Here is a 13,030-nt window from a genome sequence, read left to right as displayed (position 1 = left end):
TGTGGGGGGCGGGTTTATATAGATTGTTGGTAATTGTTATATATTGTTGGTAAAACCCGCCCCAACAAAATCCGGGTAGATGTAGGGGCGGGTTTCACCAACAATCGTTGTCAGCGATCGAGTCTTCAAAGCAATGTCACGATCGCCCTGACTAACTCATTCGGTTCGACAGGTTTTGTAACATGACGTTGAAACCCAGCAGCAAGAGCTTGTTTCCGATCGAAATCTCCAGCATAAGCAGTCAGGGCGATCGCCGGAATTTGCCCGCCCTGCTCGGGTGGTAAAGCTCTCACTTTCCGCACTAGCATATAGCCGTCCATATCTGGCATTCCGATGTCGCTCAGGAGGATATCGAAGGCTGCGGTTGAAAGCAGTTGCAGCGCCTCGATCGCAGACCCAACGGCAGTCACTTCGGCTCCCTCTTGTTGGGCTACAAACGCCACAAAATCGCGCGAATCCTGTTCGTCATCCACAACCAACACGCGCAGAGAAGCCAGGTGAAGATCGTCCGATCGAGCTTCTGTTGTATCGGCAACTTCCACCGCAATAGGATTCGCGGTATGCAAGACGGGAAGTTCAACGGTGAAAGTGGCTCCCTGTCCTTCACCCCTACTCTGGACCCAAATTCTGCCGCCGTGCAGTTCCACAATTTGACGCGCGATCGCCAGCCCCAATCCCAAACCCCCAAATTTACGAGTTGTGGCTCCATCCTCTTGCCGAAAATGCTCAAACACATAAGGCAGAAACTCAGGATTGATGCCTTTTCCCGTATCAATGACTTGAATCTGGGCATAAGTTTTAGTTTGGGTTAACCTAACGGTAATTTGCCCGCCTTCAGGGGTGAATTTCACGGCATTGGATAAAAGATTCCAGATTACTTGCTGCAAACGCCCGGAATCGCCAATTACCATTCCCTGGGAGGGTGAAAAGGTTGTTTGAATTTGCAGTGACTTGGCTTCGGCGGCTAGTCGAACGGTTTCTAAAGCGGCCGAAATCACCATATTCAAGTCAACGGACATCCGATTCAAACTCAGTTTGCCGCTCAGAATGCGGGAGATGTCGAGCAAGTCATCAATCAGTTGTGACTGGAGTCGGGCGTTGCGTTCGATCGTGGCAAGGGCGCTAGCCGTTTTTGCCGCATCAAGTTTGCTTTGCTGCAACAGCTTCGACCAGCCGAGAATGGGATTGAGGGGCGATCGCAACTCGTGAGACAGCACCGCCAAAAACTCATCTTTAATTCGGTTGGCAGTTTCGGCGGCTTCCCGTGCCGCTTGCTCCTGTTGCAGAAGCTTCTCGCGTTCAGCTTCGGCTTGTTTTTGCTTCGTGATATCTCGTGAAATTGCAACGAGTTGGCTCACCTGCCCTGAAGTATTCCGCAGTGGCGTGATCATGCTATCCCACCATTTCGGCGTGCCCTTTCGGGTGGGAAGATAGCCTTGAAACTGACCTGTATTACCCGCTTTGGCAGCCGCGATCGCCCTGGAGGCATTTTCATAATGTTCACCTTGCCAGATATCGAGCCAACGGGTGTTCCGAATGAGTGTCGGATCGTCGATTTCCAAAAGGCACAACCCGCCTGTACTGATATAAACGATTTCGCTATCTAGCGTTAAAACTTTAATGCAGTCCTTGCTGCTCTCTAGAATGCGTTGCTTTAGCTCTTCACTTTCTCGCAAGGCTTCTTCGGTTTGTTTGCGCTCGGTGACATTTCTGAAATAAACGGTGATTCCCTGTGCGGCAGGGTACATGCGGACTTCGTACCAACGATCGTGGTCGGGATAAAACGCCGTCAGTGACCCCGGAGTGCGATCCATTGCGCTCCTATAGATCGGCTCAAACTCGTTGCCAATCAGTCCTGGGTATTCTTCCCATAAATTCTTGCCAATCAAATCACCCGCAGTGCGATCGAGCAGTGTTTCGGCAGCCTGATTCACGTAGGTGAACCGCCAGTTCCGATCCAGGGCCAAGAATGCTTCAGCAATGCTCTCCAGAATATTCCGGCTCTGCTCCTGGATTTCACGCAAGGCTTGTTCTGCCCGTTGGCGATCGTCTTCGACACGGACGCGATCGGTGATGTCAACCGCAGCGCCGTAAATCACTTGCTCTTCTGGGTACGGCTGGGCGTTCCAGAGCAACCAGCGGTAGGAACCGTCTTTGTGTCGATAACGGTTTTCAAACGTAAAGGTTTTATTGCCACAGAAAAGACTATCGGTTTCTGCAATGGAGGGGCCCAGATCTTCTGGGTGGACAAACTCAGTCCAGGGGCGGGATGTCATTTCCTCTGGTGTCCAGCCGAGGGTTCGTTCAAAGGTTGGGCTGACCCAGTGGAAATACCCGTTTATGCCCGTAATCACTTGCAAATCCGAACCGACAGCAAGAAACCGTTCCCGTTCCCGCTCAATTTTTTTGCGCTCGGTAACATCCTGAAAGACGGCTGCAACTCGATAACTGTCTGCATCGCCCGCCTTGAAGACGTAGAGGTTGTACCAAGCCTTCAGCGGCTCGGCGTATAATTCTTGGCGTTCCCCCGCGCCTGTGCGGGCAACCCTACCGAAGGTTTCCCACCAGTGGGATTCGTAGTTCCCGTCGAGCTCGCGCAGCCGTCGTCCGACCAGATCTAGTCCGGTCAACCGCCGCACCGCCGGGTTCGCTTCCAGATAGAAGATGTCAATCGGGCGATCGTCCGCATCAAAAACCACATCGGCAAGGATGTATCCTTCGTCCATCGAATCAAACAAACTCCGATATTTTTCTTCGGATTCGCGCAGCGCAGCTTCGGCACGAGCGCGTTCCAACTTCGCCCAGATCCGGTTTGCTAATTCACGCATCAACTCAATCTCGTCGGGGCGCCAATCGTAAGGCGCTTGATGAAACACCACGAGCGAAAACTTCCATTCGCCGTCTCTGATTAGAGGGACATTGATTTGGGCACCGATTTTTAACGCGGCGTAGCGCTGCGGGTCAACAATGCGCCCGTCAACAGCGAAATCCCGGACAACCATCGGTTCTCCGGCTTTGGCAGCTTGCAGAAACTCCTCGGTGACAAACTCCCGCATGGAATAAACCCCAACTAAACTCGGCACATCATTTTGATGCCAATCGCGATCGATCGCCGCAAGCCCTGCCCCCTCGTTAATTTTAACGAAGGCACAATTTGAAGTATTGAGATAGCGGTTCAGTTGTTCGCCAACCGTTTGCACAATCTCGTCCACACCCATCGCCCCAACCAAGTCTTGGCTGATGTTAGCGAGAAATTCTGCATTCAATTCGGCTCGTTTGCGATCGTTGATATCCCGGAAGAAAAGAGACAGCCCAGTCGGTGAAGGATAAACGTGAATCTCAACCCACAGATCGAGCGGCGCATAATATTCCTCAAAGTCCACCGCGATTTGCTCGCTGAGCGATCGGCGATACTGGAATTCAAACTGAGCGCCAACCGTGCCTGGGAATGATTCCCACATCGTTTTGCCCAGCAGCGCTTCTAAGGGAGTTCGCGACACTCTTTGTGCGGCTTCGTTGGCGTAGGTAAAGCGAAAGTCGAGATCCATTGCCATAAACGCATCGGTCACGCGCCCCAGAAGGGTTCGCTCTCGCACAGTTGCTTCCTGTCGCAGCCGTCCGAGATTCAAACTTGCTTCTACCCTTGCCAGCAGTTCGCGCGCCGAGAACGGTTTAATCAGATAGTCGTCGGCTCCGGCTTCGAGTCCTTCAATGCGGGATTCTTCGCCTGCTCGTGCCGACAAGAGAATGACCGGAATGTCTTGGGTTGCGGGATTAGAACGCAGCGATCGCAACAACTCAAACCCGTCCATCCCTGGCATCATCACATCGCTTAATACCAGATCCGGTGGATTGTTCTCTAGGGCGCTCAAAGCAGCAACGCCATCGGCGACGGTTTCAACGGTATAAGAACCGCTCAGGAGCCGCCGAATATAATCGCGCATATCAGCGTTATCATCGGCCAGGAGAATTTTAGATTTTAGATTTTGGATTTTAGATTGAGCGGGTTGATTGACGAGTTCATGAGTGGATGGAGCCATGCTCGATTCTTCTAATCTCAAATCGCCTTCTGGCAACCACCGTTGAGCTTCTTCGATATATGGCATCGCGCCTAATGCCGTTGATGCTAACGTGCGACTGGCACGAATGCGCTCCGGCAGCAAATGTGCCGTTCCGGTGGGAATCGTCACCGTAAAGGAACTGCCCTGTCCAAAAGTGCTGCTGACATCGATCGTTCCACTGTGTAGTTTGACAAGTTCTTGCACTAGCGATAGCCCAATGCCGGAGCCTTCAAAACTCCGCCCTTGAGAATTTTTGATTCTATGAAATCGCTCAAATAAATGCGGCAGTTCTTCAGGTGGAATCCCGACACCTGTATCTGAAACAGTTAATTTAACATTATTTTCGAGGCACTGCAATCGAACAGTAATTGTTCCTGTTAATGTAAACTTAAAGGCATTTGATAACAGATTGAGAACGATTTTTTCCCACATTTCGCGATCGACATAAATCGCTTCGGGCAAGGTTGGACAGTCAACAATTAGCGACATTCTTGCCCGTTCAATCAGCGATCGAAAGCTACTGGCAAGTTCCGCCGTATAGGTTGCCAAATCAATCGGTTCATAAGCTGCCTGCACTCGACGTGCTTCGATGCGCGAAAAATCGAGCAAGCTATTGACGAGTTTGAGCAGCCGCATTCCGTTGCGCTGCACTAACTGTAATTGTTCGCGTTCTTGAGGTGGAATTGTTCCACCCAAATTTGCGATCGTGTCTTCTAAGGGAGCCAGCATCAAGGTGAGCGGCGTGCGGAATTCGTGCGAAACATTGCTGAAGAAGGTGGTTTTGGCGCGATCGAGTTCGGCAAGTGCTTCGGCGCGTTTGCGTTCTGCTTCATAGGCTCGGGCGTTGGCGATCGCTGTGGCAATATTGCTGGCAACCAGGTCAAAAAAGCCCCGGTATTCATCATCAAAAGCAAGTCTAGGGCTAATTCCCAGGACTAGAAATCCTGCTAATAGCTGCTTTTGACCTGCCATCGCGATCGGCAAGACGATCGCCCCCCTAGATGGTTCATCCCAGGCTCCACCAGAGAGCATCCCAAACCGGGTGATTAATTCATCAACAATCTCAGCATCCCCAGTCTGCTTGACAGTAGCAAACTTCCAGCGATCGCCAACAGCCGTCAAGTCAACCAGCTCCGGGCCCGCGGGTTCGAGGGCATCTATCCTGACCGTTCCCACCAGCCGAGCTTGTTTCCCGTCCTGTTCGACTAGGTACAGCAAGGCAAAGGGAATGTCGAAAGGATTGTTCGCAAGAGTGGCGCTAGCAATGCGACAGGTATCCTCAACCGACTTGGCTTCTGCGGTACTGGCGGCGAGTTCCCGTAACGTTGTGAGCCGCCGCTCGCCAATCACCCGTCGGGTCGTTTCAGTCACAGCCGTAAACGCCCCTCCCACCTCCCCTGTTTCTAGAAAAATTGGGCTGTAGGAGTAGGTGAAAAAAGCTTCCTCGGTGTACCCGTAGCGATCGACTAGCAGCAGCGTATCGTCAGACCAGGTTGCCTGTGCCGTTTCCAGTACGCTCTCTAGCTGCACGCCAATAATGTCCCAAATTTCTGACCAAACCTCTTGTCCGGGTCGTCCTAGTGCCTTTGGGTGTTTAGTCCCCAGGATGGGTAGCCAAGCATCGTTGTAGAGCAACACTAACTCTTTGCCCCACCAAATGACCATCGGGAAGCGGGAGTTCAACACTAAAGGCACGATGGTGCGCAAGCTTTGAGGCCAGGTTTCGACAGCCCCCAAGGCCGATCGCGACCAATCGTGCGATCGCATCAGCATCGCCATTTCGCTATTGCCGGCAAAAATCTGTTCCACGAGTTGATACTGCTGGATCATGCGCTTGTCTCTCTATTGGGCCCATACAAACGGGCAACGATCTTAACTATCTCGGCTTCGCCGGGCGGGTGCAAGCTAGGTGACCCCAGAAACGAGGGCGGCTCACATTTGTTGCTGGTCAACTCGGACAGTATCGGCCCTCGATCGCGATCGCCGTTCGTTGACCGGGCGGGCGATCGTCTGCAAGAGTTGGACTTGCATAGCCAAAAAGTTTACTAAACTTAGTCATACTTAACTTTACTGGTTAACATTCTGGGCGGTATGATTACATCATTGCCGAAAAAAAGGCTTAATTATCTGGTTTGTAAACCACAGTTTTGTCAAAACTGACCAGCCTGTTACAAGGTCGAACGGGAGTCCGCGTTTCGTTAAATTGGTTGAAAATAGTGGATGACTCATGGCTAAAAGCTTCAACTAAGATTAATTCAATTAGGGTGGGCTACACCCGAAGTAACGCCTGTGGACAAGAAAGAGCCGACTCCCTTGGGTGAAACAGGAAACAGACCCTTCAGGAGTAATTCTGATTGAATGGTGAGGCTTAAATAAGTTTAGCCAAGTTTTGTGTAGCAGTTGGCGAATTTTACCCATGAGAACATAACCGTCGCTCTGTGGCATTTCGATATCATATCAATTCCGGCCCAGCCAGAACGATGAGCTGTGGTTTGAGTGCCCCCAATGGAAACAAGAGATCGCTTTAACTAGACATCTCCAATAATTATTGTGGAACAGGCCCTCCGGCCTGTTCAAAACTGGCAATTCTTGCGATGCCTAATCAAACAAGGTTGGTTTGAGAAGAACTTGGGAGCCGATCGTAATCTTCATCTTTCTTTGGGAAACCTACTTGCAAAATTTTTAACACCGTGCTATTGTCAAAAGGTTTGAGACATTGTGAGTTAGAGGTAAAACCCCGCAGAATGAAACAATTGGGAACCCATCTGGTCGCTGATGCTTGGCAGTCTCCTGGAGAGCTGCTCAACGATCCTGAACGTATCCGCCGCGCCATACTCGATGCGATCGAAGCCGGAGGAGCTACTCTCATCGATTTGTGCGTACACCAGTTTAGTCCTCACGGAGTGACGGCTACTGCTACTTTGGCAGAGTCTCATATAGCAATCCATACTTGGCCTGAACACGGTTATTTTGCTGCAGACTTATTTTTCTGCGGAGCCGGCGACCCTCACCGAGCCATGAAGGTGCTACAGACAGCTCTGGAAGCTAAACAGGTAAAACTCACTGAGTTCACGCGCGGTTTCGAGCCCGGGGTGGGCATTCTAGGTTCTGCTCGTGAAGAGCAGTATGCACCTCGTTTAGTAGAAACGAGTGCAGCCAGAGGATGATAGCCAATTAGCGTAACTTTGAATATTTTATGCTAGGTTTTCGTTAAGATCCCACGGTTCGAGCCGTGGGATTCTTGTGGAAATTTACTTTCCCTTCAACAAAGGGCGAACAACTAAATAACCGGCGCCGAAGGCAGCAATGACAATCAGAAAAATTGCGATCGCCAACCACAATCCGCTTAAGTCTGAGGCTTTTTTGGGTTGAGAGCGAATGCGGTAAGGAGTTTCCGGCACAGTAGTAAATAATTGTTGTGGAAGTGTCTCCGGCATCGGGGGGGCTGTTGGCTCCGCGGACGGTAGGGGGAAGGGGAAAGCCACTTTCTGAGGTGGTTGAGGTACGGCAGAGCTAGTCCGCGAGGTTACAGGTGCTGGGGGCTCCGGTTCAACGCTGAAATTGAATTTGACTGAGGGCATTTGAGGCATCCCAGTCTGGGTGACGCTCTGAGCCGAGTTGACTACTTGCTGTAACTGTTGCGATACTTGAACTACTGTTTCTACTTCTCGCCGCAGTTGTTGATTTTGTTGAACTAATTGCTGGTTGTGGGTTTTGAGTGAGTCGAGCATCGCTTGGGCGGCTTGCAACTCGGCCGTTACTTCTCGATAGAGAGAAATCGGTACCGATGCAGAGTAACTATTTGAGTTTTCAGGGTTCGTATTGTCAGATAAGGTAGTATTTTGCATCCATTGTAGATGGCGAGGGTGAACTTTTTTTAGTTTAGCCTGAGAGTATTTGCAATTAGATCGATCGCAACACAATTCGTCAAGATACTTGTTACAGATATTGATAGTGAGTTTAATTAAATTTTAGAAGTTTTGAGTCGATCGCTATGAACAACCAGCAAACCGAACAAGATGTGTCGCAAAAGTCAAGCACCGAGGCAATGAAATACGGCGAACGCGAGATTTTAGAGGGGCAGTTAATTACTTTCCCGAATCCGCGAGTCGGGCGGCGCTACACGATTGACATTACTTTGCCAGAATTTACTTGCAAGTGCCCGTTTTCAGGCTATCCCGATTTCGCCACGATTCACGTTACTTACGTGCCCGACGAGCGGGTGGTGGAGTTAAAGGCACTGAAGCTCTACGTTAACAGTTATCGCGATCGCTACATTTCTCACGAAGAATCGATCAATCAAATTTTAGACGATTTTGTCGCAGCTTGCTCGCCGCTGTCCGCGACGGTGAAGGGCGATTTTTCGCCGCGGGGGAACGTCCACACCGTGATTGAGGTGCGGCATCAGAAGTAGAAGGCTCAGCCTTTAAATGTGCGTTCTGTGGCAGTAGGGGCGGCGCTTGTGAGTGTGCGCCCGCTGTTTAAGGATAAATAGGGAATGTTATGCCCGTTTAAAAAAATACAACGGTAAGCCACTCCTCCAAACCCTTAATTCATCAATCATTCCCAATCTAAAATCTCAAATCTCAAATCTCAAATCTAAAATTATTAGAGGGCCAAGTGATAAGTATTTTGACCGCGATGTGGCAAAAAGATTAATTCTTGCTTGATAAGATCCGGTTGCAAACCTAAACTTTCCAAGGGAATCAAACCTAGTAAGGGATCTTCACCTCCTGGCAATTCCATACAATTAAACTCTCCTTTCCGTTCCCCTACAGAAAGACTCAATCTCTTGAACAAACGTGCTTTTTGGATGCCTGCGGCTGTCTTGACCTCGACTTCTTCATCGAGTGTTAAACCCAATTGCTGGATGATTGGTGCGGGCAAACAGAGGCGAGTTGCACCTGTATCAACTATAACCTTTTCTAAGGTGACAGAACGCACATCACCGACCGTTATAAATCCTCTTTCTTGCAAAATTTCATCCACTAGGTTGGTGACAGTGATTGTGGCGGTAACTAAGCCCATCTTTTCAGTAATTTTTGGTGACATAATCAGATGAGATAAATTGTTTGATATCTAAGATTTCAATCAATACCAGTTCTCCGCTGCGAGAATAGTGTAGAATCATTTGGCCTTCATCTTCGGCATAGGCGATCGGGGCATCGCAAATTTCGATAAGTATCGCATCTACATCAGGGCTGTATCTAATCTTTTTCATATTTATTGATTGATGTAAGGTGCGCATTGCGCACCCTACGGTTAGCTACGGTTAGCTTTGACTGACAACAGAAGTCGGAGATATCGCACTTTTGGCCTCTGCTGTTTTCAATTCTGCCAACTTGTCCAAAATCTCAACAACTTCTCTTTCAAAAATCACCTGAGCGCGATTAGTGCGGCCGCCGACGTAGAGTTTGCCGTTTTTTTCCAAAGCCCAAATCTGCGAGTGAGACAGATAGCTCATCAGCACGCTGAGCATCAGCAACCCGAAGCCAGTATAGACGATCGGGATTCCCGGATCGGCTTTAATTTGCAGTCCCGTGCTGCCTACAACTTCGTCAATTGCCAGCATCACTCCGTTAACTTCCACCGCCGTGCCGGCGCGAACTGTAGTTAACAATTTGCCATCCGTACCGTACACTAACATTGTGCCTTGCAAGTCCTTAGCTAGCAGAGAAACTCCGGCACTCAAATCTGGTTTGGTCGGAATCCAAGCACCCCAAATTCTGCCTTTACCTTGAGTATCTAACTGAGCCATTGGCAGTTGCAAAACCGGGCTTTTGTTGAGGCGAACTCGCACGGCGGCGAGAGACCAATCTGCTTGATAAAATGTCACTCCCCGGTATCTCAGAGGCTCGTTAACGTGAATAGTTTTGCGATCGACCTCTCGGCCTGTTTTGTCCAAAACTGACAGATCCGAGTAAAATTGGTCGATCGCACCGCTCGGACTATAATCGATCCAGAACCGATTCACACGCACCGACCAATCCTTAGGTATTTGCGGCGCCGCCCAAGGCCCAGCATCAGTGATATTCTGCACCTGAAAAGTTTCACCGCTAGGAACCATTTCTTGAGCCATAAATCCCGTCATCGAGCCCCACATCGACCCAGCTAAAATAATTAGCATACTCGCGTGAACAATAATCGGGCCAACTTTGCCAATTATGCCTTTGCGAGCATAAACTTTTTCGCCTTCTCGAAATATGCGGTAGTTTTTTTGCTGCAAAAGTTGTTCCAAAGAAGTTAAAGAAGTTGTTTCTAATTCCGCACTCAGAGCTAACTTTTCAAACTGCTTCGGTTCTTCATAAAATTTCCAGCGGCGGGCGGCTTTCAGGGCGGGAAATTGTCGGGTAAAAGTGCAAGCTGTCAAGCTGCTGCCGAACAGAATTAGGATTGACAAAAACCACCACGTGCGGTAAACGTGGTCAAGTCCTGCAATCAGCACAACTTTCCAAGTTAAGAAGCCGAACAAAGCCGGGTGTTCTGGATAGTTGGATTGGTAAAACTCTACTGATTGGCCTTGTTCGATGACTGTGCCGGAAATGCTGAAAAATGCGATCGCCAGCAGCAAGATAATTGCCAGCCGCAAATCTGCCAGCACCGGCAAAATTTCTCGCTTGAAAAACTTTTGAGGCGCCGTCGCCCAGTCTGATAGTTTGGATAGAAATACTTCTTTTGATGTCATTGGTAATTGTTAATTGCGAATTGGTAATTGGTAATTGGTAATTGGTAATGGGGTAAATAACTAACTAACACACCACCAATCACAACTAATTAATTCTCTGTATCCTTGAATCTTGTAGGGTTTCGGTAATTCTTAAAGGACTGAAGTCCGAACGGTCGAACCTTACTGCGAACCTTACGCGGGAAGTATCCGAGCCAGCAGAGAGAAAACGCCATATCCTACTAGCAAAACGCCGCTAACAGGCGTAATCCAACTCGACCACCGGCGCAATTCTAACAACTTTTTAATGCTCGCGGTAAAAGTACCTGCTACAATCAGCGGAGCGACGTAGCCAGCAGCATAAAACAGCAGCAACACACCGCCTAAAACTGTATCTCCCGTTTTGGAAACCCAAGCTAAGAGTGTAGCTAAAACCGGCGTGCTGCACGGAGATGCTACTAAACCAAAAGTTAAGCCCAATAAGTACGATCGCACGCCCGCAGGCAAAGATGAAGGCACCCACCCCACAGCGTCGAAAGACGGCATTTGCAAGGGTAAAGCTTCGAGTAAATTCAGCCCCATTAAAATAGCGATGATGCTCACAACGATCGGCAAACCCAGACCAATTTTACCGTAAACTTGACCGGCAAATGATGCTACAATGCCTAAACCCGCAAGGGTTGTCGCCAATCCCAAGGAAAACCATGCCGACTGGGCGGCGGCTTGGAGGCGGCTTTTTGCTTCGTATCCGCCGATGTAGCCGATCGTGATCGGCAACATGGAAAGCATACAGGGCGTCAAGCTCGTTAGCAACCCTGCCAGAAAAATGACTCCGACGCTGACTAAACTCAGGTGTGTCAGTTGAGTGTTGACTAAAGTATTAGCAAATTGTGCGAGTTCGTAAAGTTGGGTTTGCAGGCTTTCCATCAGTCGATTTTAGATTTTAGATTTTAGATTTTAGATTTTTAGATTTTTAGATTGACTCCAGTGTCGTCGATTTGAGATTTTAGATTTTAGATTGACTCCACGGATGAATCTGGAAGCTTAAACTAAATATCTAATTTTTTTCGATCTCCACAACTCCTGTCGCGGGCTTGTATCCCTCAGCAGGTGAGTTCAGGGTCGGTGCTGTTCTGGCTACGTTGAAAATTGTAACAGATGCGGGCCTGTTCAGGGACGCTCGCACTGTAAAAAAATGCTTTTTGCAAAAAGTGAGATGCTCCCACATACAACCTGCGGTGTACCGTAGCCGGACATACAGAAGCGGGGATGATTGGGAAAAGTGCGAGATCCTCTTAACGCGATTTAATACATTAAGAGCTTGACCAATTCTTGTGTAATAGGAAAACCTGTCTGACGCTCAAAATGTACAAACATCGGACTAGGATTTGCCTCTAAAAATACATACTCACCCGTTGGCTTGACACGCCAATCAATCGCAGTCCAGTCTAGCATAAATGCCTGGGATATTGCCAAACATTGTTTGCGAACAGCTTCTGGCAAATCTATCGGAATTAGCTCGGCCTCCAAATCTTCCCGAAAGTCCAACGCCGGACTGCGAATTTCGGCAGTAGAGACTGATTTTCCAATCACATAACTGCGAATGTTTGTCCCAGGAATATACTCTTGGATTGTGACAGGAGAAATCCTCAAAGCCATTTTCAGCCGATGAATTTCTAAATGCGCCTCTGTCACAAACTTTGTATGAGCGCCACCATAAACAGGCTTGAAAATTACTTTTTGATAAGCTTTGACAAATTCCCTAACTTCGTCGGGATCGTTGCTGATTAAAGTTGCCGGAATCGTCACTCCTATTTGTTTTGCCTTACTCAGTTGTAGGGGTTTTTCTTTGTGAAATTGGTAGGCCTGCCAGGAATTAATCCAGCGAGTCCGACAAGCTTGCATTAGCGATCGCACTGTACTCATTGAATCATTAAATGCGACCTGCTGTTGGTTGAAATCTTTTAAAGGTGGAACAGAAACACCGGAGAAATTGCGCCAAAATACACTGTGAATATCTTCGAGATTCAAGCGGCGACCGGACGGTAGCGTCAAGCATCCTACCTGGGTGTCAGGTCGCCAAGACAGGCGTAACTGTTTGGGAAACAAGCTGGTATCCAAATAATCTACTGCTGCACCGGCTTGGGTGAGAGCATTCTTGAGATGAGCAGCATGAGCATCGGAAGCATCGCCCAAAATTAAAATGTTCATGGGAAACCTGAGAATTAAAGATGCGGTCAAGACTTACACGCGCCGGTTTAGAACTTTGGTTTATGACTGGATACTTCGTTGCTAAACCCAAGAT

The 13,030-nt window shown here is 48.9% G+C and carries 9 protein-coding genes; 2 read left to right on the top strand and 7 right to left on the bottom strand.

Translation table 11 applies throughout. The features are described from left to right. Positions 1-125 precede the first annotated feature (125 nt). The gene (locus QUB63_RS09175) at positions 126-5,891 is read right to left on the bottom strand and encodes an ATP-binding protein (protein WP_332944616.1); all 5,766 of its coding nucleotides are present in this window, start codon (positions 5,889-5,891) and stop codon (positions 126-128) included. A 914-nt stretch (positions 5,892-6,805) separates the two neighbouring features. Between QUB63_RS09175 and speD the strand changes: the two genes are divergently transcribed. Next, positions 6,806-7,228, top strand: coding sequence for an adenosylmethionine decarboxylase (speD, locus tag QUB63_RS09170; protein WP_332944614.1), 423 nt, complete (start codon positions 6,806-6,808; stop codon positions 7,226-7,228). Between the two features lie 84 nt (positions 7,229-7,312). On the opposite strand, the gene QUB63_RS09165 is transcribed toward speD, so the two are convergent. Further along, on the bottom strand, positions 7,313-7,909 hold the full coding sequence (locus QUB63_RS09165; protein WP_332944612.1) for a hypothetical protein: 597 nt from the start codon (positions 7,907-7,909) through the stop codon (positions 7,313-7,315). A 146-nt stretch (positions 7,910-8,055) separates the two neighbouring features. Between QUB63_RS09165 and queF the strand changes: the two genes are divergently transcribed. After that, positions 8,056-8,475 carry a preQ(1) synthase gene (gene queF / locus QUB63_RS09160; RefSeq protein ID WP_332944610.1) on the top strand — a complete coding sequence of 140 codons (420 nt, stop codon included), beginning with the start codon at positions 8,056-8,058 and terminating at the stop codon, positions 8,473-8,475. A gap of 194 nt (positions 8,476-8,669) precedes the next feature. Here queF and QUB63_RS09155 read toward each other — a convergent pair whose 3' ends face one another. The 5 genes from QUB63_RS09155 to QUB63_RS09135 form a co-directional block, all read right to left on the bottom strand. Continuing rightward, complete coding sequence (locus QUB63_RS09155) at positions 8,670-9,113, bottom strand: retroviral-like aspartic protease family protein (protein ID WP_332944608.1); 444 nt, start codon at positions 9,111-9,113, stop codon at positions 8,670-8,672. Then, complete coding sequence (locus QUB63_RS09150; protein ID WP_332944607.1) at positions 9,094-9,282, bottom strand: DUF2283 domain-containing protein; 189 nt, start codon at positions 9,280-9,282, stop codon at positions 9,094-9,096. The genes QUB63_RS09155 and QUB63_RS09150 overlap by 20 nt, the downstream gene beginning before the upstream one ends. Positions 9,283-9,333: 51 nt before the next feature. Further along, positions 9,334-10,746 (bottom strand): cytochrome c biogenesis protein, encoded by a 1,413-nt coding sequence (locus QUB63_RS09145; RefSeq protein WP_332944605.1) that lies wholly within the window; start codon positions 10,744-10,746, stop codon positions 9,334-9,336. Positions 10,747-10,920: 174 nt separating this feature from the next. Beyond that, the gene (locus tag QUB63_RS09140; RefSeq protein ID WP_332944782.1) at positions 10,921-11,655 is read right to left on the bottom strand and encodes a cytochrome c biogenesis protein CcdA; all 735 of its coding nucleotides are present in this window, start codon (positions 11,653-11,655) and stop codon (positions 10,921-10,923) included. A gap of 375 nt (positions 11,656-12,030) precedes the next feature. Continuing rightward, positions 12,031-12,936, bottom strand: a complete 906-nt coding sequence (locus tag QUB63_RS09135) for an MvdC/MvdD family ATP grasp protein (protein WP_332944604.1) — start codon at positions 12,934-12,936, stop codon at positions 12,031-12,033. Positions 12,937-13,030 lie beyond the last annotated feature (94 nt).

This window comes from Microcoleus sp. ARI1-B5, assembly GCF_036705795.1.
Taxonomy (GTDB): Bacteria; Cyanobacteriota; Cyanobacteriia; order Cyanobacteriales; family Microcoleaceae; genus Microcoleus.
This window is presented reverse-complemented; position numbering and strand designations above follow the sequence as displayed.

Coding starts and splice junctions, on each gene's coding strand:
- QUB63_RS09175 (WP_332944616.1), bottom strand. CDS start 5,891: ATGATCCAGCAGTATCAACTCGTGGAACAGATTTTTGCCGGCAATAGC.
- speD (WP_332944614.1), top strand. CDS start 6,806: ATGAAACAATTGGGAACCCATCTGGTCGCTGATGCTTGGCAGTCTCCT.
- QUB63_RS09165 (WP_332944612.1), bottom strand. CDS start 7,909: ATGCAAAATACTACCTTATCTGACAATACGAACCCTGAAAACTCAAAT.
- queF (WP_332944610.1), top strand. CDS start 8,056: ATGAACAACCAGCAAACCGAACAAGATGTGTCGCAAAAGTCAAGCACC.
- QUB63_RS09155 (WP_332944608.1), bottom strand. CDS start 9,113: ATGTCACCAAAAATTACTGAAAAGATGGGCTTAGTTACCGCCACAATC.
- QUB63_RS09150 (WP_332944607.1), bottom strand. CDS start 9,282: ATGAAAAAGATTAGATACAGCCCTGATGTAGATGCGATACTTATCGAA.
- QUB63_RS09145 (WP_332944605.1), bottom strand. CDS start 10,746: ATGACATCAAAAGAAGTATTTCTATCCAAACTATCAGACTGGGCGACG.
- QUB63_RS09135 (WP_332944604.1), bottom strand. CDS start 12,936: ATGAACATTTTAATTTTGGGCGATGCTTCCGATGCTCATGCTGCTCAT.